The following is a 24,001-nucleotide window of genomic DNA, read 5'->3' on the forward strand; positions in this document are numbered from 1 at the left end:
TGAGTATGCCTGTCCATAAGGACAGTTCTCAACACAACGGTCCACCTGACAAGGCGGCCCCCAGCGGAGGATTACTATAAAAGTCCTGCTGCAGTCGGTGAAAGACTGCCGCAATAAGTAGGAATGTGTGCGTATCCATCAATCGCGCGAGATCATGAAACTCGATCACAATGATACGGAAGCGACGAAGAGTTTCGCGCGAAACATTGAGCAAAATGGACCACTCCGCGCCCTCGATATCCAATTGTGGAAGCAAGTCGCCGTTAATTTTCCAACTTGCTGGATCTACCCCAATCATCCAGCGTAATTGTCGTCTCGTTGTTAACTGCACCGAGGAACTTCTTCGCAAACTGAACCATCTCGGAATCCCGGGAGCTGCGTTTACGGAACCATCGGCCAGAAAGCAGGGAATGCCTCTTCAATAAGGCCAGCTTCACAAGCGAGGCGCAATTATCGACGCCGGGCGAGAAGCGGGCGACCATGCCGGCAAGATCATCAGGCACCAGATAGCCGCCATCCCCGTGGTCGCCCCTCGGATCAAATCGTACTCCAGTTTCATCGGGTGCAGCTTGGCGATGAGGTCCCGCACGATCCGTCCGTTTGGCAGCAGCAAACGAACGATATTTTGACAGCGTCGGGCGGGCACTTACGCGTTACCTTAAGATTTTTCGGCAACATGCCGTAAAGGCCAAAGAGCGGCCGCCCAAGCATATTTTAATTATATTTTTTGTTTAATTTTTAAATCGCCACACAAATCCATGCGCGGCGTCCGTTGCCTCCAGTGGAGCTCCGGAAACATGGCCTACGATCGTTTGGCGCATAAATTCCGTCCAAAGCAGTGAGCCCGCAGGCCCCCCTTTGCAATGCGACTGTCAATGATAGTGAGCTTGGTCATCGGGTGTGGACCATCTTATCGAGAGGACGGCCGCATTCGTTTCTCATTGCTCGCCCGGATCTTCAGTCGATCTCTGCTCCTGTCCGCCTGTAGAAATGCACCGAATGCTCGCCCCGGCCCGCGGCTTGCCAATAGTCGTATAGTTCGAGCCAAGGCTGCCCGCCAAACACCTTGCCCTGCTCCTCGTTGCAGTTCACAAATGCCAACCGAATGCGACGGTGCTGACTGTCGTGGTCCATCTTTTGAAGCACGGCGGCCAGCGTCGAGGCGCCGAAGGGACAGAAGAAGTACAAAGCAGTCGCTTCGGTGTAATCAAACTCCTCGGCGGCGCCATTATGCACAAGGACGGGCACCCTGCGTCCGCGCATTCGTGCCGCATTTGTCTGCGCTTCCTTGCAAAAATCCTCGCAATAATCGATTCCCACCACCTTCCTGCATGGGCGCCGCGCCGCACAACACAATATCCTTCCCTTGCCGCAACCTACATCGACGAAGGTATCCGAAGGCTGCAGCGAAAGATGACGAAGAACCCTGTAAACCGCTGAATAGTGGATTGTGGCATAGTGCACGGCATCGGGCTTGTCGACCTCGGCAATTCCTCTCGTTGATATATTGAGTTGAGCTTCCCAACGGAAATTATTGAGACGCTCAAAGATTTGGTTTCCGGCGCCCAACATGAAATCCCTCCGCTCGGCGATCTGTAACGGAACGCTGGCTGGATCCACGCGGCTCAATGACCTCGCTCGGTCATTTTCATATATTAAATAAAATAGTCAAATCGAAAGGCTTTAAATTTGGATTAAAGTGTCGTAACATCAATCAAAATGATTCCGCGCATATTATATTTAATTGTCGATTCTGAGGTGTGTGTTGAGCAAAGAGATAGATAACGTAACGTTTGAGTTCGCCGTCGATCACGAATTCCGTGAAGAGTTGTTTCGCGAATGTCGCTTTGTTCTGAAGGGCGGACGACCGAGGTTCGTCCACTGCGTTTTCGTGGACTGCATCTTCGAACCGGCCTTCTCAACCGACCCGTGGGCTGGCTTGCTGCAGACCTGCATATCGACGAAAAGCGAATCGATAGACAAGCGAATTTGTAAAACGAGGTGATTGACGCGACCCCAAACCGGGCACGGGTCGAATTGGTACCTCTTGCTATTGCGTCACCCACTTGAAGGCCTCCGCTCTGGAGCGACAGTCAATCAACACAGAACGCCAGTGTTGCTTCTTCAGGATTTTCTACAAAGATACTCATTTCGACATGATCGTAGAGGCGGATAGTCCCGAAGTTCACGGCTAAACCTGCTTGAGTGGGAAACCGATTCATGGCCGCTAAAGGCGTCGTGTTTTTATCGATGCTTTGTTTCGTGCATTTGAGTTGTGCCAAGAGCCTCACCCCGGCTCCGGTTGATTTTGGCTACCTAGCGACCACGCCTGCCGTAGCGGAAACTGTTGTCCACCCTGTCGCTCTCGTCTCACCCGCCAATGGCACGAACGTTTCGGATACGACCAATGCTTCGGAGTTTAGCGGCGCGGCGGGTGTGCCGTTTCATGTGGAGGGCACGACTCTTGATGCCGACAATCTAAACGGACCTTATGAGGCCTCTCACGAGACTGCCAATTTGGCCGACGCCACACACATTCTCTCGGCCCAATCCGGTAGTGCGGCCAAAACGTCAGCGACGAATATTTCGATCGAGGCCAACAACACGCAGGGCACGCCGATACCCATAGCCACGGCGTCCTTCTGTCTCTCAGAAGCCGCTGTAAAGTACGCCCTCGGTGCAGAAAAGGTGTGGTACGACCCCAACCTCTCAGGAGGAGCGCACCAACACGTGTTTAACAACGCCGAAGTGATGAAGGCGATAAACTCCTTCTGTGGCGACACTAGAACTGACGCCGCACTCCTGCAGCAAATTCGGTATGTTCTGGCGCCGAGCCGGGGGCCGACGGCGACCGGCGGCTACCAAGATCAAAAGCAAATGGGCGGAGCGATGATGTTCCTCTTGGCGAAGAACACGCCGCGCATTTGGAATCAGCTGACAGCGACTGAAAAAACTTTGATAAGCATCAACATGGAAGCGTCGATGTATAGCTCCGTGCTGACGACGAAGGACGTGGTCCACGCCAACATCGTGGATGACATGGCCGGCGATCCCAATGATCGCGATTACAACCCGAATATTCAAAACGGAATGATCGGGATGATCATCATGACCACGCTGTACTGGGGCGCCGATCAGTTCGAAGCGAAACTTGCGGCCTACGACGACGCGGTTTTTATCGCTAAACTGAGGCAATACGGTATGACCAATCTGCTGTGGACATACACAAATCCCCATCGGCCGTCGGGGGCGGTTATTCAGGCCGGCCTGAGACAGATTGTGAACGGCCACATCTACTCGTTCCACGGGATCACTGAGCGCGATCTCCTTCAACTCTTCGGCTACATTGCGGACCGAACGTTCTCGAAAACCGTGGCATGCGGTTTGAACGGCGGCGCGGGAATCGGTGGTGCGGCCAGGATCGTGCGCAATTGTGATCTCCTACCGAATGCAGGCGCGCAAGGAATGCTGTTCGAATTCGACTCCGTCGATGCAGAAGGCCAACGCAGCTCCGCGGGCTACTCTTGGGATTCCTGGTATTCGCTCCTCAACGCGCGCGCAGCTATGCAAATGTTTGGAGGTTTAAATTCATCGAGCCTACAGACTCTACTCACGATAACCGCGTCTGATGGCGAAAAACGCATGGACGATATCATCAACCGGTTTTTGATCGGCACGAAGGATATGCTCTTTAAACTTTCTCCGGCGGCCAACCAGGGGGGAGGGTATATTTCCTATTCGCATGCTGAATCTGAGGGAGTTATGGTTTTCGATTCCCACACCGTACGGTCGAGGGGTTATACCGGCGACGCGGCTATATTAAATGTTTTGCAAGCGAACCTGGGCAAGCCCACAGTTCCCTAGCTGGCACATTCGATGAGGCTGCCCTTGCGATTAGGGCGGCCCCGGGATCACGCCGCGAAAGATATCTTCGAGCCTTTCGGCTTCGGGAGGTGGCGGAACTAGGATTGACGACCGCGATAGGGACCGCCGCAAAGGCAACGAATGAGGATTGCACTCCAGAGCCCTGGAGGACGGTGAGAGCCTCACAGACGTGTTGGCAGAAAATCGGCGCCGCGATTCAGCCCCGGCAAGCACTGCCCCGCAATCTAGAGGCTGACCTCAGCGCCCTCCAAAAATCACTTGCAGGTCTATTTAATTGTGTTTTAGATTAAATGAGATACATTAAATCTAGTTATTTTACGAAGCTGGGACGCGGAGGTAAGACCATCGATACCCGAAGGAGCAGTGGCCGGCAGCAGCCGTCCAGCGAGGAAGGAAACGCGAATTTTGAAGGGCGCGGCGCACGTTCACAGCGGTTAGCTGATGACAGGCCCAACACTGAATCTCGACTGTCAATCATCATTGTGACCTACAACAGTGCGCGTGTTCTACCAGGCCTGCTGGATTCCTTGCCGGCCGGACTGGAGGGGGTGAAACAGTTCGAAACAATCATCGTCGATAACGACTCACGTGATGGTTGTGTCGACATCGCAACCGCTCATCCGGTCCGACCGAGAGTAATCAGAATGGGCCGAAACGCCGGCTATGCCGCGGCCATCAATGCAGGAACCGCCAGCGTTGGCCCCGATGCAAATTTGTTAATTCTCAATCCGGACGTCCGTCTCACCCCCGGCGTAGCGAGGTTGCTAGTTGATCGGCTGATGGACTCAGCCGTTGGTGTAGTGGTGCCGCGAAATTTGGCGGAGAATGGAACGACTTGCTGGTCAATTCGCCGAGAGCCCTCCGTTGTGACCGCATGGACGGACGCCATTCTAGGCGGAACATTGGCTGCCCGGATTGGCACAGGTGAGATGGTCGGCGATCCTGCGGTGTACGATCGGGAAGGCCCGATCGATTGGGCAACTGGAGCGATTCTTGCGGTTTCGGCGGAGGCACGTCGGATCGTCGGCGATTGGGACGAGTCGTTCTTTCTGTACATGGAAGAAGTCGACTACATGCGAAGGGTGCGGGAGTGTGGATTTTCCGTGGTGTACGTGCCAGAGGCGAAAGCGATCCACATTGGAGGAGAGTACAGCGAAAATCCCCGGCTTTCGGCCCTGTTGTCAGCCAATCGAATTCGGTACCACCGCAGGCGCCACGGTGCGTTATCGACGGCTCTATTTTGGCTAAGTGTCATTCTAGGGCAAGGCATCCGTGCCCTTCATGGACCGAGCGGACACAGGGCCGCCGTGCGAGTAGCACTGATGCCCTGGACATTGCCATCTGAGTACCGAGTACCAACGGTCTCCTCGGATCGTCGCGGCGGTTCGTCCGCTTCGGAGATCCAGCAAATGGAACCATCAACGTCCGCACTTGAAAGTGAGCGACATTAGCAATCTTTTTTGCGCAGGCGATTTCCTTGACCAACGAATGACCAATTCTTAGGCCGACTAACTTACATTTGGAATCGAATAGACACAGGTGATGCGGGCCGCCAGGAGAATGGTCATGAAGCGTATGTCCGTAATTACACCCAGCTTCGCACCCGATTTCGAGTTGTGCAAAGATCTGCACCGGTCGATTCTCGAGTACGCGCCTGAATCAGTCCACCATCACATCATTGTGCCTAGATCGGACATCTCGCTCTTCCGACGTCTCGCCGGCCCCCGCACGCACATCCGCTGCGAAGCCGACTTCCTGCCCAGTTCATTTGTACCCATGCCTTTGACCAAGTTCACGGTCAATTTGCGACGGCCGATCCCGCCGGTCCGTGGCTGGATCCTTCAACAAGTAGTCAAGCTAGCCGCCGTCGCCGCAAGTGAGGATGACGTGGTACTGCTCGTTGATTCCGACATTGAACTCATCCGGCCGTTCAGTGTAGAGACGTTCATCCACAATAAAACAGTTCGCTTTTATAGAAAGCCGAACGAGATCGACCAAAGACTGCCCAAGCACGTGATTTGGCACCAAGTCGCCCGCGCGCTGCTCGGGCTGAAGCCAGCTCCGCCGCCGCATGCCGACTACATCTCGTCACTCCTAGCTTGGGATCCGGCGATCGTTCGCCAAATGCTCGGAAGAATAGCGACTGTGACAGGTCGCCCATGGGCCACCGCTATCGCCGGGCAACTCCATTTCTCCGAGTGGACGCTCTACGGCGTGTTCGTGGACGAAGCGCTGGGTGCGCTCGCCAACTCGTTCGCTTCCGAGGACCCCCTTTGCTTGGCCTACTGGAATGAGGGCCCGCTGAGCAGGCAGGGCGCCATAGATTTCATCCAACGCGCCAAATCTACCGATATTGCTGTCATGATATCAGCGAAGTCCCGCACCCCGCTAGCGGTTCGGCGCGCCGCCTTCGCCGGACACCGAACCTGGGTTGATCCATCAGAAGCGGTCCTCCTGCCGAACGTGCAAGGATAGTCGATCCAGGCCTTGAGCGAGGGGCGCTTTGCTTGGCCTACTGGAATGAGGGCTCGCTGAGCAGGCCGGACGCCACTAGTTTTACCAACGCGCCAAACCTACCGATGTTGCTGTCATGATCTCTGCGAGAGTCACGCCCCCGTTGGCGGTTCGGTGCGCAGCCTTCGGAGCATCGGGCGTTTACTACTCCGTCAACAAACGCGGGCCGACCAATCTGCACCCTATCGATAGAGCACTCGCTGGAGAGCGTATCTACGGCTCGTGATCCTGAGCGCATTCGGAGGCGCCCGCGCACACTCGGGGCTGGACGTCGCTGCCAATTGCCGCACCCAGACGACCGGCTCCAGCCACGAAAGCCCCGGTCTTGCAGCCTCGTTTGAAAAGCGCCTCGTAGGCAGCAATCAGTTTCGGCTCTTCATGCTCCCACGATAGCTCGTCGCGCGTGCGCCGGCGTCCGTGCATACCCATCTCTCGACGACGATCTGGATCATCAATGAGTTCTAGGATCTTGTTTCCAAAGTCGATCGTATCAGTATTACGGGCGTAAAGAGAGGCCGATTGCGCCGACACTCGCCCCTCCGATAGATCGAACTGCACGATTGGCTTGCCTAGCGCCATGTACTCCATGATCTTGTTCATCGTAGACATGTCGTTCATCGCATTGGGGCGATCCGGGTTGACGCAGACGTCCGCGGTCGAAAGCACCGTGAACAAGGTCGTGTCGTCCACCCTGCCGGTGAAAGTCACAAATTCTGAAATGCCCATCTGCGCACAAACCTGCTTTAGCGACTCCAGGTTTGGTCCCGCACCCATAATGACGAACTGGACATCCCTTCGTTGTCTCGTGGACGTTATGTGCTTGATCGCCTCAAGCAGGAGGTCGATGCCTTCCTGTTCCCCGATGACGCCGACATAGCCGACGAGATGCGACCGGCCATTGCGCCAGGCGTTGTCGGGAGGCAATTCGCGCACCCGCGCGAGGTTCGGTCCGGACCGAACGACAAACACGCGATCTGGCCTCATTTTGCCGCGCTGGACAGCGACGCGGGCATAGGACAAATTGGTGGCGATGGAGATGTCAGCTACCCTGAACGTCGCTCGTTCGAGAAGAACCAGCGCTTTCCAAATCAGCCCGCGATGTCCGAATTTTGCTTCGAACAACTCTGGGTTCAGATCGTGATGATCGAACACAAACTTCTTGCCGAACAGATACTTATAGAAGGCCCCGATCAGGAAAATAAGATCCGGCGGATTGCAGGCGTGAATCACATCAAAACCATTCCGCGCGAACACCTTGAGCGAATAGGCAAACTCCCAGAATAGCGCGCTGCTGTATTCGGCGAGATAGGCGAGCTTGCCCTTGGCCTGGACCGGCAACGGATGGCGATGGATTTCGATCCCGTCGATCAGTTCGAAGGGAGTCTCCGCGAGCGGACCACGAGGACAAATCACTGACACCTCGTAGCCGGACCTGCGCAGCGATTGCGCCTCCGCCCAGACACGACGATCGAATGGCACCGGAAGATTTTCAACAATGATCAGAATCCTCCGCGGCCGGAGGCTACGCGTGTCGTCAACACTGGATGCCATTGTCATGATCGCCAGACCAGCGATTTACCAACAAATGCCGCGATAATTGATTCCGGTCTGCCCGTCCGGCCTGATGCGCACAAGATCGATGATTATTTTCTCGTGACCGATCAAAGGCGACGAATTCTTCTGAAACTCCTCGCGGTTTCCTACCACTAGAACCTCAGCAAAGTCGGCGAGTTCGGTCATTGTCTCTCGCAGCAGGCAGGCAATATGCGGCAGGCGCCTGATCAACTCATCTCTGTTGACCCCTGTGAGTCGCGACAAACGAATGTTCGAATCATAGATCGCGAGTTCATAGCCGCGTCCGATCAATCTTTCTGCAACCTCCAGCATTGGGCTGTAACGCAGATCGTCCGTGTCCGGCTTGAAGCTCAGGCCGACGAGACCGATACGCCGCTTTCCGGTCGCGGCGACAAGTCGAAAGGCGCTTCGAATCTGGTTCTCGTTCGCTTGCAGAACGGCATCAAGTAAGGGCGTGTCAATGTCGACCATTTTTCCGGCATGGCGCAAAGCGCTGACGTCCTTGGGCAAGCAAGAGCCGCCGAAAGCGAATCCGGGTTTGAGGTACGCCGGCGAGATATTGAGTTTCGTATCGCTAACCAGAGCCTGCATTACTTCGTGGCTGTCGACGCCCATCGCTTTGCAAAGCAGTCCCAACTCGTTTGCAAAGCTGATCTTCGTCGCATGCCAGGCATTGTTTGCATACTTGACCGCCTCGGCGGCGCGAATTGACATGACTTGGGGGGCTACAGAAAATTTTTCATGGATATCCATGAGCCGCCGAAGCGTTTGCGGGTCATCTTCGACGCCGAACACGATCGCTCCCGGATTATCATAGTCACCTATGGCTGTTCCTTCTCGCAGGAATTCGGGAAAATAGGCAATTCCAAAATCTCGACCAGCTTGCTTGCCCGATGAGCGCTCCAGCATGGGTATGATCAATTCTTCCATCGTGCCCGGCAACATCGTCGAGCGCATCACAACCGAATGAAAGTTCGTGCTCTTGCGGAGACTCTCCCCAATCTGCTGCGCCACCCGGCTCACGAACGCCGTTTCGAGTGAGCCATTCTCTTGCGAAGGGGTTCCGACGCAGATCAACGAGACGTCGGTTGACAGGACGGCCGCCAAAGGGTCGGTCGTTGCCTTCAATCGACCAATGCGGACAACGGCATCGATGTTTTCACTGAGCCATGGCTCGACGATTGGCGACAGACCTTCGTTCAGGATGTCGACCTTCTCCTGGTTGACATCAACGGCCACCACTTCATGCCCGTCGCGTGCAAGGCAGGCTGCAGACACTGTCCCGACATAGCCGATGCCGAAGACGCTGATTTTGAGCTTGGCTGAACTATCTGAGAGAATATTTTCCTGAGGATCGACAAAGCCTGCGATGTCCTGCGCCGTCTTGACCTGGCTGTAGGTTAAGCCTTCCATATTGAATGCCTCCGACGACGTGCAAAATTATTGCAATTTAAATTATGATCGTTTAAATGGATTATAATTTAAAACCAAGGATAAACAATAGGTATTTAATGCGCCAAAGTAGAAAGACTTATGTTTATCAGAATCCGCCCTTCTGGCGGATAAGAAGCGTACTGCTCCTGCGGCGATGCGGGCGGCGCCAGACCTGCGGCTGTGGTCTGCCTTCGCGCGGGCGTTCGAGCAGTTGCTCCCGTTGTTCGGACTGTGCTTGAGGAAACCATGATTTCGATTGTCGTTCCCGCACACAACGAGAGCTCGGTAATAGCGCGAACGTTAGGTGCATGGGTTAGCAACTCGGGTTCAGACGAGATGGACGTGGTCGTCGTTTGCAATGGGTGCACCGATAACACGGCGGACATCGCGCGGCGCTTCAGTCCAACGGCACGTGTTATCGAGACCGAGGTCGCGAGTAAGACTCACGCCCTAAACCTCGGCGATCAGATCGCTCGCGCCTTCCCGCGTATTTACGTTGACGCCGATATCGTCATCAGTCTCGATACCATTCGGGTTTTGGCAAGCCGCCTCGCGCGGGGCGACGTGTTGGCCGTGGCACCAACGCCCGAGATCGATCTAACCGGCTGCTCTTGGCCAGTGCGCAAATACTATGGCATTCGATCCAGACTGCCCTCGTCCCGCGAGGGAATCGGTGGGTCCGGCGTCTATGCTTTGTCCGAGGAAGGACGCAAGCGTTTTACCGGATTTCCAGACCTCATTGCCGATGACATTTACGTTCGGCTTCAGTTCACACCGAAAGAGCGAGAGACCCTCCCCTCCGCTCAGTCCACGGTATTTCCCCCACGCACGATCTCACAGTTGATTACGGTCAGAACTCGTGCCTATGCCGGGATATTCGAGCTCTCTCGCAATTTTTCCGAGCTCCACGCAAATAAAGGCGAAGCAAATCATCGGACGGTCGTCGCATTGTTCAAGGAACCTCGCATGTGGTCCGGATTGTTGATTTATTGCCTTGTCAATATGCTAGCCCGATGCAGGGCTAGTATTCGTTGCTGGGCTAGAGCTTCTGTCTGGGACCGGGACAATAGTTCTCGCCTCGCGCAAACGGCAGCTTCGTCCAAATGATCACCGTCAAGCGACTGTCGAAGGAAACGTGGGATGTGCTGACGCCCACGTTTCGTGATACTTCCTATCGCCAACTCAGCGGCTATGCCGCTGCCGCGGCGCGCCGAGTCGGCGCGAGTTCTGAACTGAACGGATTGTTCGAGGATCAGACTCTGGTCGGCCTCGCTGACGTTCGCGTCAAGACCGTTCCGCTGACGCCCTTCGGAATTGGCTATTTGAGCCATGCTCCCATCATCAGGAGCGACAGCAGCTTCTCAGCCGAAAAGTTCGGGCGCTGTGTCGAGGCACTGCGTCGGGAGTACGTCGAGCGTCGGCGGTTGGTTCTACGCGTCGTCCCGGCGCTCGTCGGTGGCCGATTCCAGGAGATCCAGATGACGACGCTGGAGGCCAGCGGGTTCCGGCATTGCACGCGGCAGAGCTCTCGAGGAACCTTCATTCTCGATCTGGCGAGACCGCTTGCCAGCATACGAAAGGATGCCGATCTCCATTGGCGTCGCAACCTGGCCAAAGCCGAGAAGGCGGACATTCGGGTAACTCGGTCGTTCGAGCCGGATGACTTTGACCAGTTCGAGCGCATATTCCTCGAACTCACCAAGCAGAAGGACTTCAAGACGAACCAGGACGTGCGCTTCTTCAAGAACGTTCAGCACGAGCTCCCAGCGGATCAGAAACTCGTTTTGCACCTTGCCTGGCATCAGGGGGAACTTGTTGCGGGGCACCTCGGCAGCTTCGTGGGCGACACGGCCATCTACCTGCTCGGTGCGGCTAATTCCAAGGGACGCGATCTGCGCGCCTCATACCTCCTGCACTGGACCGTGATCGAACACGCGCAAAGAACCGGCAACTGCTACTACGATCTGGGTGGTATCGATCAGCAGCGGAATCCAGGCGTTTTTCGGTTCAAACAGGGATTGAACGGTCGTGCCGTCACTGACGTCGGCCCCTACGAGTGCAGCCCCGGTAGTTTGCAAAGTGGCGTGTTGAACTTCTTGGAGGCCGCGCGCGACCGGTTGCTGGGTTAGTTTAGTTAGCCCTAAAACCCGCAAAGATTTGCATGAAACGGCGGTGAGCTACCGTCTTATTTCGCCCCTCGTCACCCGAGGTTCGTCTTCGGTCCGACCGTGAGCTACATCACAATTGCACTACAAAAAATGGGCCGATTTGGCCTGGGTGTCCGTAAGATGGCGCCGAACCTCTCGACGCCGATCGCTCAGCTTCTGCTTGAGTAAAGACACCTGCGAGAACCAGGCATAGGCTCCGTGATACTTTAGAAAGAATTCCAGCGGCCAATCGAAGGGATCGACTTTCACGCGCCCCCTGACAAAGCCGGAACTCGTCGTGTCGACAGGATTAGGTACCACGCTGAAAACATAGTCGTAACCCGCGGCCTTGCACAATTCGATTGTTGAGGCGTCATGATCTCCATATGGAAAGGCCAGTAGCCGAACTTGCTGTGCTATCAACTCCTGAAGTTTCAGGCGTGAGCCTTCGATTTCGTCCTTGGCAAGACGCGCATCTATTCGGGAGAGACGCGGATGCGTGCTGGTGTGAGATCCAAGCGTTACGAGCGAGGAAAGCAGTGGTGTTATCTGGTCCGCGGACATCACCGTCTCATCGGCATCAAGGCTACCGGGTTCGACGGGCCACGTTGGACGACTACCCAAGGCCCCCACGGGAACAAAAATCGTAGAATGAAATCCGCGAGCGCGAAGCTCCGGCAAGGCGTGCTCAGCTACGCTGACGTAAGCGTCGTCAAACGTAATTGCGACGTTCGGCTTGCCGCTCGGCAAGTTTCCACGATAAGACGCCGGCAATACCTGTGCTCTGCGCCGGATCGACTCCATTTGGCGCGCGAAATTGGCTCGGTACTGGTGTGGTATCCCATGATAGTACAGGATAATCAGGCTGCGATCCGGTGAACGGCCCATCAATTGAAGTACAAATCGCGAAGATCTTCCTGCGATGTAGTAGAGCAGGCTAATGGCTAGCTTGGCAATCCGCTTGGTGCTTGCCCAAATGGAGATGTTTTTCATCATCACGCGCAGCTACTCACTACATGCGCCAAGCATTTCGCGTGCTCGCGCGGGCCGCCTCTTTGGGCCAGCCACTTGCCTGCAAAATCCCGGTGCCTTGGGTCGCGGCCGCCGGAAAGCTCGTCTGCGTTTCTCATCTTGCCTGAATGCTTTGCCCGAGCCTTTAGCTCATATCCTGTTAAATATTTTAAATCCAGCTTATCTCAGATAAATCGATAAAGCGACGCGGCAAGAAAGCGCGGTCGCCCCCGGCGACCACAGTCATTTGAGTGTCTCAATTGTGCGGCGTCGGACGGAGTTCCCACCGTCATACGCGATGCCTTGCCCAAGACCGCAGAAAACAGATCGCGTGCTGTCTGCTGCCCTCATGGACTTGTACTCGGCCATGATCGCGCTTGGTTCGACCGGAAGACCATAACCGCCGCCTTCGGTTGGATTGTGCGTGTTCGGTCCATCGGACGCGCTCCTCCACCCGACGATAGCTGGACGGTCGATGTAGGCAAGACCCGCAGAATGTTGCCAGCTGCTTCCCCTCACGCGGCCTACCCTGCAACCAAACGGCGATCGGAAAAAAGCCGGGGCGACTGGAACTGCACGAAAGTGTCCAGCATAGCGCTCACGCACGCTGCATACGCGTACCTCGGCCGCGCAGCCGGGGGCTGAACTCCTCGATAGAAGAGGTTCGACTGAATCGTGAACAAGCTGTTTTGGTGAGGCCCTCTCGGCGGCGCCGGCGCCGGAACAGCCAACGTTAAATCCACAAATGCGACAGATGGGTAACCTCGAGAGAACACGTTACATTTCCTCAAGCCCCTCCCAACCCATTGAAATATTTTCCTATTTAACAACTGAAGCGAACCTGCACTCACCTTGACTCACGACTCTCCATCATTAAATGGCATGCCATTTAAAATGCATTGAAGAATAATTATTAAATGCGATAATATTCGCCGAAGTCACCGCCAGGAGCCGCAATCAGCGGATTGCACGTTGAAGGCTATCTCAACATCAGTGCCTCAATGTGACCGTGAGAAACATGCGCCTCAATGCCATGACCTGGAATGGCGTTTTGCGCCCAAGGGGACGTCGTGAAGCACAATACCGCTACCTGTCACACTACCACCACCCCCTCGTTTACGATCGGATATAATGAAGGTCCGGTAGGCGATGTCTGGCTGCACGACAATCGCTCCACCCGCGGTGGCTACGCCGTACGCCATGATGGACGTGGTCAAATCCGATGACCAACATCAGGATCACGAGTAATCGCATTGGTGCCTGCGGATATACCGCGTTCGACGGGATCTGCGCGCCAACATTAACAAGCAATGCCGATGACGCCACCAGATCCCTGCTGACTCGACGCCCCGGCGTTCCCAACAGGCGGACACTATAGTCCCCGTGGGACTGTCTATCGGAGCCGATCAGATGCCCAGATATTCAATAGCTTCCGGTAAACTCCGGCGTCGTCACGTCCCCGCTTTTCAGGTCGTCAGCCCCTTACACAACGAGCAAGAACAAGTCGGCTCGTATCCGGCCGGACGGAAAAAATTAAGCTTGCCCGTACTTCTGTTCTTTCTTGGCCTCCTCTGGCCGTGCCAAATTTATATCGGGTCACTGCGACTGTCGCTCTATCGTATCGTCCTTCTCGTGATGATTTTGCCTTGCTTGAGCAAATTTGTCGGCGGGAGAGTAGGTATAAGGATTTTCGACGTCGCAGTGCTGTTGTTCTCCTTCTGGCGTGTCCTCGGCTTAATCGTTGTTAATGGAATAGAACCGTCCAGCCAAACGTTCGGAATTGAGTGGATCGAAACCATCGGACCCTATCTTTTGGCGCGCTGCTTCATCCGTGACGCGGACGACTTCTACAACATGGTCCAGCTCCTGTTCAGGCTCGTGCTCGTCCTAATGCCGTTCGCCATTATCGAGCTTGTTTCTGGGCACAACATTTTGCGCGAATTGTTTGCGATGATCTGCCCAACGCCCTTGTTTAGTCCGGAGCAACGATCTGGGTTAACTCGCGTTCAGTCGGTTTTTGATCATCCAATTCTTTTTGGCGTGTTTGCGGCCAGCGTGCTTGCCCCGGTTTACTTGGTTCTCGGCTACAAGACGAGCTCCCTTCAGCGCTACCTCATGACTGCGGCCGTAGCGGCTACTGCGAGCATGTCGTTGTCCGCCGGACCCTTAATGGCCATTGTCGCCCAGGGGCTCCTGCTGGTATGGAACTCGCTGCTAAAGGGCGTTAAGGCCCGATGGAAAATTCTGATCGGCCTTTTGGCCGTAGCCACCACTTTGATTGAAGTTGTGGCCAACCGATCCTTGCCGTCAATTGTCTCCGGGTATCTCACATTTGATCCTCAGTCATATTATTTTCGGCTGCTGATATGGGACTACGGGTCGGCGGTAGCCCTAGATCATCCCGTTTTCGGCATTGGCCTGAGCGATTGGGAACGCCCCAATTGGATGGGGCCAAGCATTGACAATTTTTGGCTCGTCTTGGCAATGCGCTCCGGCTTGCCGGCGCCAGTTCTCCTGCATCTGGCCATTTTGTTGATCTTCCTTACCGTAGGTTTCAAGAAGGGTCTCGATGGGAAGATGACAGCATATCGAACGGCTTTTCTGATCGCCATGACCGGGATTTACCTGGTCGGTTGGACCGTCCATTTCTGGGACACCGCATATGTTGCTTTTCTATTTCTAATGGGGAGCGGCGCCTGGGTGCTCGACGCAGAGGCCAAGGAGAGAGCCGGCTTGCGTTTGCCCGCACGGAACGTACGTTACGGGGTACTGGCTGAATAGTTCGACAACTTACACATGTACCTTGGTCGTCGAAAAAGCGCATGGAACGCTGACGTTTAGCTTTGCAGTTTTCCAATTCTCTCAGCAGCCGTCCGGGTCGGAGTACGCGATCCGAGAAGTGGCTTAAGCGATTCGATGCAGCGCTCAGCCCACTTCGACACCGTCTTCTTCTTGCTCAACACCGGGCCCTCGACAAAGATCCAAGAGGCGTAGGCCAGGACTAGGGTGACGAGGAAGACAACCGCAGCGCCAATCCACCATGTATGCATATTCGGAAATGTTAGACTGAACGCAAGCAGGACCGGTGCATGAATCAAATACACGCCATAGGAAAGGTCATGTTTTAGCGAGACCTTCCCGGGCAGAGCGGAAAGTCCGCAAAACATCATCAGGTACGGCAGGCAGATTGGCATGACGAAGGGTCCTCCGCCGAGGGGCAATGCCCCGACGAGTACGACCAACGTGGTACACGCCAACACGGGGGAGAACGGAATGCGCGCGCGAAACAGGTATAGCACGACGCCGCATCCGAAATAGACGAATAGGCTCACGAAGATCGGAAAACGGCCGCCTAAGGCGGCGGCGAATGACGGACTGAGCGCGATCGCGATGGAGATTGCATAGGACGCGCACCAAAACACCAAAACGAGCCTGCGTCGTTTCAACAGGCCAAGGACACCGAAGAGGCCCAGGAGCATATAGCAGAGAACTTCGAAATGCAGGGTCCAAAGCGCGCCATTGATGCTCGCCGGGGTTCCGTCGCTCGCGACCACGCCGGGCAAATAGTTCACCATCAGGGTCAAGATGTTCTTGGCGTAGAGGTACGTCTGAGGATCTCTGAAGTAGGACGTCAGAGAATGCGTTGTGAGGATTGGACCAAGTACCAGCATCGTCAGTACGACGTTGACGATCAGACCAGGAAATATCCGAAGGCTCCGATGCAGTGCGTAGTACACAACGCTCGCCGTGCGCAGCAAGCCGGGAGTCACCAGGAAGCCGCTGATGGCGAAAAAGATGACCACAGCGAAGCGGCCGAAATCCATGTACCCCGCGCTATAATGCAATAGAGGATCGTCTCGGACATCGGGATATTGAAGCCCGCGGCAGTGATGGAGGAGCACGATAATTGCCGCGACAAGCCGCACGTGATCGAAACCAGGCCCTCTGAAAGAGGTCAGAACCAATCTGTCCTCGATGGTCAAGCGCGCACCTCTTCTACTAGGTCGATGATCGGCGCGGGAGCGCACCCTGCCATTTCAATGTCAGTTGCCCTGCGCTGAGGGCTTGCCGAAGTCGAGGCCATTTCGAACTTCTCAAATGGGCCGTTCGGATCCCAGACCGAGCAGAGTTCCTCGAAGGCCGGCGGCCGGCAAAATAGACAAGTAACGATATTAATATTAAACATATTAATACGCGCCTCCCCCGCGAGACAAGGATATTAACTAGTGAGGGGCCCGATCGTTTTCCCGCCGATTGAGGGACGGTCTCCTCGATCGGAATTTGCGAAGATGTTTCAGTGCCATACAACGATCCCGGCTTTGAAAGCCGGTTTTTTCCTGCCATCATCGAAATGGTAATATACCGAGATATCAAATAAATTTAAATATCACACGCTAGATAATTGGATCGGTCTCGACCATTATAGCGGAAATCCACGGTGCGCCTGCCGCCTGCGAATGTGCTGCGCGGGGCGACCGAGAGGGGCCGCCGTGAAGCCGAGCCGAACGAGTTCGCATGAAGTTGGATCGCCGTGCTTGCCGATTTCTTGGTTTGCATCAGTTCGAGCATGACCGCGAACTGAGAGACAGGACAATGACGATTCGTACCGCCCTAGTGCAGTTGCCCAATGTTGGATCTCTCCGAGGAGAGAAATGAAAGATCTCAAGGAACGAGCAGTTCGCGGTGGCTTGGCCAGGCTCTGCGGCCAAGCAGCAAATCTGGTCCTTCGCCTCAGCTTCATGATGATTATGGCGCGATTGCTGGATCCGGAGGAGTTCGGATTGGTGGCTATGGCGACCATCTTAACGGGGTTTTTCGAAATCTTTAGGACAGCCGGCCTTTCGTCGGCCACGATCCAAAAGGCCAGCATCACCGGCGAACAGATTTCGACACTGTTTTGGATCAATATCCTTGTTGGGACGGTACTCTGTCTTCTGTGCTCAGCGACAGCTCCGGTTCTCGTTTCCTTCTATCACGAACCCCGGCTTTTCTGGGTTACCGTGACCCTAAGTGTGGGCTTTGTGTTCAGCGCGGGCGGAGTGCAGCATTCTGCGCTGCTCCAACGCCAATTGCGTTACGTCGCCCTTGCCATAGCTGAAACACTTTCCCTACTGGCAAGCTTCGCGCTCGGATTAATCATGGCGTTCGGTGCATTCGGGTATTGGGCTCTCGTCGTTTCAACGATTGCCGCGCCGGCCATCAATACCGCCTTGATGTGGGCGAGCACTGGCTGGATGCCGGGCATGCCGCGCCGCAACGCTGGGATCTACCAGATGCTACGCTTTGGTGGCACAATCACTCTGAACAACCTGGTGATGTATTTCGCTTATAATCTTGACAAACTGCTTTTGGGCCGCTTCTGGGGCGCCGATGCGCTCGGACTCTATGGAAGAGCGTACCAACTCATCAATGTACCAACCAGCAATCTCCATACGGCAGTCGGTGGTGTCGTGTTTTCCGCAATATCGCGGCTCCACGATGACCCAGTACGTCTCAGGAATTACTTTCTGAAGGGCTACTCCCTTGTCTCCTCGTTAACCGTGCCTGTTTCCGTTTTCGGAGCCTTTTTTGCAGACGACATAGTCGTTGTTGCTCTTGGACCGAAGTGGACGGATGCGACAACGATGTTTCGCTTGTTGACTCCGACCATCTTCGTGCTCGGCGTTATCAATCCTACAGGCTGGCTCATCCAATCCGTTGGGCTGCAGGTACGAAGTTTAAGAATTGCCTTTGTCATCGCTCCACTCGTCATGACCGCATATCTGATTGGACTGCCTTATGGTCCCAATGGCGTCGCGCTCGCCTTTTCGGCTGCGATGACCGTGTGGCTGGTGCCGCATGTTTTCTGGTCGCTGCACAATACAGTGGTTTCCCCTTGGGACGTGTTACTAGCGACATGCCGGCCGTTCCTTGCGAGCATCGTGGCCGCCGCCTTTGCCCTTGGCATTGAATTCTATATGATGAATCTAGGCTACTTGCAGTCGCCGCTCTTGCGGCTTCTGACGGCAAGCGTTGTCATGGTCATATTTTATCTTGTGATCTTCTTGTTCGCCTTGGGGCAAAAGACGCTCTATTTCGACCTTCTGAGGGGATTGAAAGGCTCTACTCCTTCGGCCAAGACTCCAACTGAGGCTGGTTTCATGGACTCCGAAACAACGAACAAACATCTATGCACGTAGCGCGCCTCATTCCGCCAGTATTGTGACTCCATAGGAACTCCGGTGACCACGAACTCTCCCAAGTTTTCGGTCGGGCTCGCTGTACGTAATGGCCGACACTCCGTCGGACGCTGCATCGAATCGATCCTGTCTCAGGACTTTACTGATTTTGAACTCGTCATCAGCGATAACGCCTCGGATGACGGAACGACGCGAATGCTCGAGGAATACGCGTGCGCCGATCCGCGTCTTAGGATCAACGTTAATCAGACCAACATCGGTTTGCACGAGAACATGCGGCGTGCCCTCGACCTTTCCCGAGGGACCTTCTTCCGCTGGATCAGTGCCGATGATTGGCTCGAACCGAGTTGCCTTTCCACTTGCGTTCGTGCGCTTGAGAGCCGCCCCGACGCGACCGGTGTAACCACGTGGTTCACGATACACACGCCTGGCCGGCCGCCCCGATACGAAGAGTATCGGGGCGAGGTCCCGGACTCGCCGGATCCGGCTCAGCGTTTCGAGCGCATGTTGTGGTTCTTCCACGCCGGAGACGCGAAATACGATCCGGTGTATGGCGTCTATCGCCGGGATTGCCTCATTCGAACTCCCTTTCCCCATCCCTCGGAGCGGACCGACTGGTTGATTAGCGCCGAACTCGCGCTCCTTGGCCCTGTCATCCACGTGCAGGAGCGGCTTGCAAACCGCACACGCGAATATCCCCGTAGCGTCGATCAAGCGGCCTTCAGGCGCCGTCTCGACCCCGTACTGGCAGAACAGCTGAGGACCTCCCCACGCCGCCTGTACCGCGAATTGTATGCCCTCGCCGTTGCAGCGGATCTCTCCGATGCGCAGCTGCGACGTTGCAAATCGGCGCTTCGGCGCTTCTGGATCAAAGAGCAGATCCGCCTGGCGCGCTCAGGAATCTCCCAGGGGCGACATCGAATATTCCGACAATTGCTGCCACTTTACTGAAAGTCCAGCACAATTAAATGAAAGACGTTTGGTGAGTTTTTTCAAGACTTCCTGCCACAATCATTGATGCCGTGAGCCAGACCGAGGGAAACGGGCCACTGGAATTTTGATCCAACCTCAGCAGAGAGTTTATAGATGAAGCGCATTAAGGACCGGCTGATCGGAAGAGCGCATAAACTTGTCAACCGCCTAGTCGACTCTATCGTGAGGCCGATAATCGGCGAATTGCGCAGAGCAAATTTGCCGCAACAAAATTCAATCATCGCTAATCCGCTTCTGGCTTATGGACGGCGACACTTTTCCCAAAATGACGAAGACGGAATCTTACTGGAGATTCTGCGTCGAATTGATATCACCCAACGCTCAACCTTTCTTGAATTAGGTGTAGGTGACGGGACAGAAAACAACACGATTATTTTGCTTGCACTGGGATGGCGCGGTATTTGGATCGGTGGAGAGGACCTTGCGTTTCAACTGCCTATAGATGGCGCGCGTCTCGTGTTCTTGCAGCGCTGGATCACAAAGGATAACGTTGCCGCGTTGGTAGACGAAGGTCTTGCGGCACTGCGCAAAAGTTTACCGGACATCCGCGTAGCCGTGGTCGACTTGGATGGAAATGACGGACACATCCTGAGAGCGCTTCTCGCTCTAGGCCTCGCACCCGATGTATTCATCGTCGAATACAACGCAAAATTTCCTCCGGGAGTTGAATTTGAAATGCCATACGATAAAGACCATCGTTCGCAAGGTGACGATTATTTTGGCGTCTCCCTTCAAAGTTGGGTAAGAATATTTTCACCGGCAGGCTATGCACTAGTTGGCTGCAACGACAACGGAGTGAATGCATTTTTCGTGAAGACAGCACATATGCCGCGGTTCGCAGACGTCCCAACCAATATTGAAGTCCTTTACAGAAACGGTTCCTACTATCGTTACCCCACCACGGGCCATGCAACGTCGCCAAAGACCGTCCGCTATATGGCAATGTCGCAAGATTGACCGAAACACGTCGTCGCCTTTTGCACTTTGCCACGATGCGACTACTATGGCGTGCCCGAACGCGACAATACCATAATGACCGCAAGAGTTGCGAGCATTGGCGCTTTCAAAGCGGATCCGGAGTCCTTCGCCGTTTGTCACTGTCGACCAACATCAAAGAAACGTGGCTATCCTTCCGAGAGAGAGAGATGATCTTTAAGGGTTGTGAGAGTTTCTTTGATCCGAGTTCGCATCCTACTTAAAGTCCTGCGCAGTATCTTATCCATCACAATCGGAGCGCGTGGCCGCGCAGCCGTTGCAGGTTGGCCCGGGCCTCCCGGCACGACGGCACGGACAGATCATCCCGATCAGCTGCTTTGCCTGGTAGCTCACCCAGCTCTTGCCGCACCCGATGTCGACGAACGCGTCCGAGGCCGTCAGGTGCAGATGCCGCGGGACCGCACGGATTGTCGGCATGGCGGGATGGTCAATGGCTATAAGGCCGCGAGAGGAGATACCCCGCCGCAGCTCCCATCAGAGATTTTCGAACTGCAGCAAAAGCCAGCGGGGCCACGACGAGGAAAGCTTGTTTTATCGTCGGGCTTACAATGTGCGGTGCCGGGCCGCGGAAATCCAACCGGACCTTCGCGCGGTCTTTTGCCACACGCCACGAACATCACGGCGGTATGACCGCTCCAGTCTCATGCCAAACGTTGCCGGACCATAGGAAACCCGGCGCCTTGCGGTTGAAGCCGGAGTGCGTTCCATATGCTCCACACCTCGGATAATAGCGTCTCGAGAAGCGATTGTTGGTGACGTGGACGTTGACCGGAGACGCGCCGTGCTGTGACGGGCCATATATGGTATAACTGCCACCGAAGAAGAGATTGCCGTCAATGGTCATGTCGTATTGGCCTTCGGACAAGGCGAGGCATGAGCTAGCCCCTTGCCAGTGAGTAGGCGAGAAGGCGCCGCCCGTCTCGATGCCGACAATGGTGTTATGGATCACTCGGAGGCCGCCCGTATGATCCCAGCCATACGTTTGCAGGCCGTCGTCGTGATCTTCGCCCCAATCGGCAAAGTCGTGGATGTAGTTATCGTGCATGTAGAGTGAGCCGCCGCCGTCGACTCCGTTTTCGCAGCCATAGATTTCGCAGAACCCGACTTCGATGGCATTGTATACACCATCCAGCAAGAGGGAAGCGTCGCGGTTATCCTTAACCGGCACGCCATAGAGCCTGCAATTCAGAACCTTGAGATCCTTGTTGCCGAGCTCGCCTGGCACACCAACGCACCAAAGCTGGCCGGAGCCGTTGACGATGCAATTCTGGACCGTAACGTTATTGGCGTGGACCACAATCGCCCCGGTCACACGCAGCCCGCTGACCACAGCGTTGTCTGTGCGGACCTCGTAATTGCCCATGTGGTCCTGAAATATCGTTTGAGCGACCGGTCCCGTATTAGTTTCATCGGGAAAGCCGGAAAACTGCGTAGCAGGGGCTGGCACGGGAGATTGTGCTATGCCAGCCGTGACAACGGACATCGCGCCGGAGAGGAGACCAGTCGTCAGCACGCGTCTATTGATTTTGTCCATGGCGTTCGGGCACGCGTTCGAGAACGTCGCGAAATATGATCGGATCTACGATACCGGCGGGTCCAGTCAACGCGTTCTCATTTCCTCCGAACGGACTGACTGGCCATTCACCACAGAACTAGCTCTCCGTGGACTGATCATTCGTACGGACGAGCGGCTTGTAAATCGCGCGCGCGTACCCAAATCGATCAAGCCGCGTCCAGGCGGCGCCTCGATCCTGCGCGGGACTAAAGACCTCACCGGGGCGCATGTATCGCGAGTTGTATGCCCTCCCGGTTTCAGCGGATCTCTCGGACGCGCAGTTGAGCCATTGCAGGTGAGCACTTCGACCATCGGACGTGCGGCATCGAACATTCAGAAACCGACATCCAAAACAGGTCGCTCTGCATTCACCGGCGATTTGACTCCGCGACTCGGCGGACCCATGCCTCGCGCCAAAAGGGATAGATCTGACGTGGGCAGAACCAACAGCCGGGGGTGCGCTCGCCAGAACAGACGGCGCCCTCAAGGATGAGGCAGTCCTTGATCTTGAGCATGCGACCAGTCTTGTCATCCACAATACGTCGCACCTTGTCCCTAATGCGAAACGTTCGGCCGCAATAGGGAAGCATCTCACGGTCGAAGGAAAGCCCGAGATTCAGACCACTCTCGTCAAGTGTGGCCGCAATCTCGGTTGGCGACCGCACTTGCACGAGATCACCGGGCTGGAGATCACTTGACGCTCCCCCTTTGGTACAATTTCCTGGGCCTCGCAACGGTAGCGGCCGGAGCAGGCCAACACGACGTGCAAGCTCCAAGATAAGCCCCCGCACTAAAAGGCGGACGAAATGCAGAGAGCCAAAATTGCCGTTCGTCAATTCACGCCAGTACTGTGGAAGATAAGACTTTTTCAGCTCCGTGGTGGCTTTGAAGGCATCGGTTGCCTGACAGCGCCACACCTCGGATCGCTGGCCTTCGATCTCGCGCACTGTACGCGTTCCCGCCTGCGTGAGACGATCAAGCTTGGCGGCGGCCTCATGGCTCTCATCGACTACACCTGACTTTTCATCAACGCGACGAAGCCAAGCGTCCTTCCAATAAAACAAGCAGCCGGCCTGGCAGCCATCGTGACCTGCCCCGTCGCAGCGGGGACTGTCGAGATAGACCGTGTCGGACATGCGACGGCTTCCGGTTGACGCGATCGTGTCACAAATCCTGTCCACACGTCGAGTTACCGTGAAGCGTCGTCCCGCATAACGGGCCATCTCAGGCATGAACGGCAGTTTCTCAAGAGCGGCATCACTGTCCAACGTCGCGAGAATCTCCGCCGCGGACCGGACCTCAACAACATCGCCTGGGCGCAACGGACGCTTATCTGCAGATGACATGGTGTGTGCCTTGCAACAAATTGATCATTTAATATAGCCCTATTATATTTATTATTCCATGACAACATCAATTGTGATGTCCGTGCCGTTACCCAGCACCACGAGGCGCCGCTATTCCAGCCAAAGATCGAGCTCACCCGACCGGAAAATACTCAATAAGAACAACATCAATCTGTCTGACTGACCCAAAGACCCCTTGCATGCGCGACTGAGGTTAACATAATTTTCAACAAGACTAATTTAAATATTGATTTATTTAAACATTGATTTATACCACCTCCATCGGGATCTATTAAATCGGCAATCGAGGAGACGCGCCTCATGAATAACACCGTTTTCTTCGACTCGAACGTTTCCGACGATATC

Annotated in this window: 17 protein-coding genes; 9 read left to right on the plus strand and 8 right to left on the minus strand. The window is 55.2% G+C overall.

Going from position 1 to position 24,001, the window contains the following annotated elements; all coding sequences use genetic code 11:
* Nucleotides 1-263: 263 nt before the first annotated feature.
* Together SO139_RS39745 and SO139_RS39750 are read right to left on the minus strand one after the other, a co-directional pair.
* Entirely contained in the window at nucleotides 264-503 is a 240-nt protein-coding gene (locus SO139_RS39745; protein ID WP_474799974.1) for a hypothetical protein, read from the minus strand.
* Nucleotides 504-957: 454 nt separating this feature from the next.
* Entirely contained in the window at nucleotides 958-1,572 is a 615-nt protein-coding gene (locus SO139_RS39750; RefSeq protein WP_474799972.1) for a class I SAM-dependent methyltransferase, read from the minus strand.
* A 648-nt stretch (nucleotides 1,573-2,220) separates the two neighbouring features.
* Between SO139_RS39750 and SO139_RS39755 the strand changes: the two genes are divergently transcribed.
* The 3 genes from SO139_RS39755 to SO139_RS39765 all read left to right on the plus strand — a co-directional run bounded on the left by SO139_RS39755 (nucleotide 2,221) and on the right by SO139_RS39765 (nucleotide 6,360).
* Entirely contained in the window at nucleotides 2,221-3,864 is a 1,644-nt protein-coding gene (locus SO139_RS39755; protein ID WP_474799970.1) for a hypothetical protein, read from the plus strand.
* A 488-nt stretch (nucleotides 3,865-4,352) separates the two neighbouring features.
* Nucleotides 4,353-5,336: a glycosyltransferase family 2 protein gene (locus SO139_RS39760; RefSeq protein WP_474799984.1), complete on the plus strand. Its 984-nt coding sequence runs from the start codon at nucleotides 4,353-4,355 to the stop codon at nucleotides 5,334-5,336.
* Nucleotides 5,337-5,451: 115 nt separating this feature from the next.
* Entirely contained in the window at nucleotides 5,452-6,360 is a 909-nt protein-coding gene (locus SO139_RS39765; RefSeq protein WP_474799968.1) for a DUF6492 family protein, read from the plus strand.
* Between the two features lie 252 nt (nucleotides 6,361-6,612).
* On the opposite strand, the gene SO139_RS39770 is transcribed toward SO139_RS39765, so the two are convergent.
* Both SO139_RS39770 and SO139_RS39775 read right to left on the minus strand, forming a co-directional pair.
* Nucleotides 6,613-7,950, minus strand: coding sequence for a glycosyltransferase family 4 protein (locus SO139_RS39770; RefSeq protein WP_474799966.1), 1,338 nt, complete (start codon nucleotides 7,948-7,950; stop codon nucleotides 6,613-6,615).
* A gap of 24 nt (nucleotides 7,951-7,974) precedes the next feature.
* Complete coding sequence (locus tag SO139_RS39775) at nucleotides 7,975-9,387, minus strand: nucleotide sugar dehydrogenase (protein ID WP_474799964.1); 1,413 nt, start codon at nucleotides 9,385-9,387, stop codon at nucleotides 7,975-7,977.
* Nucleotides 9,388-9,654: 267 nt separating this feature from the next.
* Here SO139_RS39775 and SO139_RS39780 point away from each other — a divergent pair, with 267 nt between their 5' ends.
* Together SO139_RS39780 and SO139_RS39785 are read left to right on the plus strand one after the other, a co-directional pair.
* Nucleotides 9,655-10,515, plus strand: a complete 861-nt coding sequence (locus SO139_RS39780; RefSeq protein ID WP_474799962.1) for a glycosyltransferase family 2 protein — start codon at nucleotides 9,655-9,657, stop codon at nucleotides 10,513-10,515.
* On the plus strand, nucleotides 10,512-11,537 hold the full coding sequence (locus SO139_RS39785; protein ID WP_474799960.1) for a lipid II:glycine glycyltransferase FemX: 1,026 nt from the start codon (nucleotides 10,512-10,514) through the stop codon (nucleotides 11,535-11,537). Before SO139_RS39780 ends, SO139_RS39785 begins: the two co-directional genes overlap by 4 nt.
* Before the next feature lie 120 nt (nucleotides 11,538-11,657).
* On the opposite strand, the gene SO139_RS39790 is transcribed toward SO139_RS39785, so the two are convergent.
* Entirely contained in the window at nucleotides 11,658-12,551 is an 894-nt protein-coding gene (locus SO139_RS39790; protein WP_474799982.1) for a polysaccharide deacetylase family protein, read from the minus strand.
* A 1,425-nt stretch (nucleotides 12,552-13,976) separates the two neighbouring features.
* On the opposite strand from SO139_RS39790, the gene SO139_RS39795 reads away from it, so the two are divergent.
* Nucleotides 13,977-15,347, plus strand: coding sequence for an O-antigen ligase family protein (locus SO139_RS39795; protein ID WP_474799958.1), 1,371 nt, complete (start codon nucleotides 13,977-13,979; stop codon nucleotides 15,345-15,347).
* Nucleotides 15,348-15,403: 56 nt separating this feature from the next.
* Here the strand turns inward: SO139_RS39795 and SO139_RS39800 are convergent, their stop codons facing one another.
* Complete coding sequence (locus SO139_RS39800; protein ID WP_474799956.1) at nucleotides 15,404-16,549, minus strand: acyltransferase family protein; 1,146 nt, start codon at nucleotides 16,547-16,549, stop codon at nucleotides 15,404-15,406.
* Between the two features lie 669 nt (nucleotides 16,550-17,218).
* Between SO139_RS39800 and SO139_RS39805 the strand changes: the two genes are divergently transcribed.
* From SO139_RS39805 to SO139_RS39815, 3 genes are all read left to right on the plus strand, one after another.
* A complete protein-coding gene (locus SO139_RS39805; RefSeq protein WP_474799954.1) occupies nucleotides 17,219-18,745 on the plus strand; it encodes a lipopolysaccharide biosynthesis protein in 1,527 nt (508 codons plus the stop codon).
* Nucleotides 18,746-18,787: 42 nt separating this feature from the next.
* Nucleotides 18,788-19,696 carry a glycosyltransferase family 2 protein gene (locus tag SO139_RS39810; protein ID WP_474799952.1) on the plus strand — a complete coding sequence of 303 codons (909 nt, stop codon included), beginning with the start codon at nucleotides 18,788-18,790 and terminating at the stop codon, nucleotides 19,694-19,696.
* Between the two features lie 135 nt (nucleotides 19,697-19,831).
* On the plus strand, nucleotides 19,832-20,695 hold the full coding sequence (locus SO139_RS39815) for a hypothetical protein (RefSeq protein WP_498541756.1): 864 nt from the start codon (nucleotides 19,832-19,834) through the stop codon (nucleotides 20,693-20,695).
* A gap of 655 nt (nucleotides 20,696-21,350) precedes the next feature.
* Here the strand turns inward: SO139_RS39815 and SO139_RS39820 are convergent.
* Nucleotides 21,351-22,268: a hypothetical protein gene (locus SO139_RS39820; RefSeq protein ID WP_474799948.1), complete on the minus strand. Its 918-nt coding sequence runs from the start codon at nucleotides 22,266-22,268 to the stop codon at nucleotides 21,351-21,353.
* 389 nt (nucleotides 22,269-22,657) lie between these two features.
* Complete coding sequence (locus SO139_RS39825; protein WP_474799947.1) at nucleotides 22,658-23,425, minus strand: hypothetical protein; 768 nt, start codon at nucleotides 23,423-23,425, stop codon at nucleotides 22,658-22,660.
* Nucleotides 23,426-24,001 lie beyond the last annotated feature (576 nt).

The sequence above is a fragment of the Bradyrhizobium sp. UFLA05-89 genome, assembly GCF_059803475.1.

Coding starts and splice junctions, on each gene's coding strand:
- SO139_RS39750 (WP_474799972.1), bottom strand. CDS start 1,572: ATGTTGGGCGCCGGAAACCAAATCTTTGAGCGTCTCAATAATTTCCGT.
- SO139_RS39755 (WP_474799970.1), top strand. CDS start 2,221: ATGGCCGCTAAAGGCGTCGTGTTTTTATCGATGCTTTGTTTCGTGCAT.
- SO139_RS39765 (WP_474799968.1), top strand. CDS start 5,452: ATGAAGCGTATGTCCGTAATTACACCCAGCTTCGCACCCGATTTCGAG.
- SO139_RS39770 (WP_474799966.1), bottom strand. CDS start 7,950: ATGGCATCCAGTGTTGACGACACGCGTAGCCTCCGGCCGCGGAGGATT.
- SO139_RS39775 (WP_474799964.1), bottom strand. CDS start 9,387: ATGGAAGGCTTAACCTACAGCCAGGTCAAGACGGCGCAGGACATCGCA.
- SO139_RS39780 (WP_474799962.1), top strand. CDS start 9,655: ATGATTTCGATTGTCGTTCCCGCACACAACGAGAGCTCGGTAATAGCG.
- SO139_RS39785 (WP_474799960.1), top strand. CDS start 10,512: ATGATCACCGTCAAGCGACTGTCGAAGGAAACGTGGGATGTGCTGACG.
- SO139_RS39790 (WP_474799982.1), bottom strand. CDS start 12,551: ATGATGAAAAACATCTCCATTTGGGCAAGCACCAAGCGGATTGCCAAG.
- SO139_RS39795 (WP_474799958.1), top strand. CDS start 13,977: ATGCCCAGATATTCAATAGCTTCCGGTAAACTCCGGCGTCGTCACGTC.
- SO139_RS39805 (WP_474799954.1), top strand. CDS start 17,219: ATGAAAGATCTCAAGGAACGAGCAGTTCGCGGTGGCTTGGCCAGGCTC.
- SO139_RS39815 (WP_498541756.1), top strand. CDS start 19,832: ATGAAGCGCATTAAGGACCGGCTGATCGGAAGAGCGCATAAACTTGTC.
- SO139_RS39820 (WP_474799948.1), bottom strand. CDS start 22,268: ATGGACAAAATCAATAGACGCGTGCTGACGACTGGTCTCCTCTCCGGC.
- SO139_RS39825 (WP_474799947.1), bottom strand. CDS start 23,425: ATGTCCGACACGGTCTATCTCGACAGTCCCCGCTGCGACGGGGCAGGT.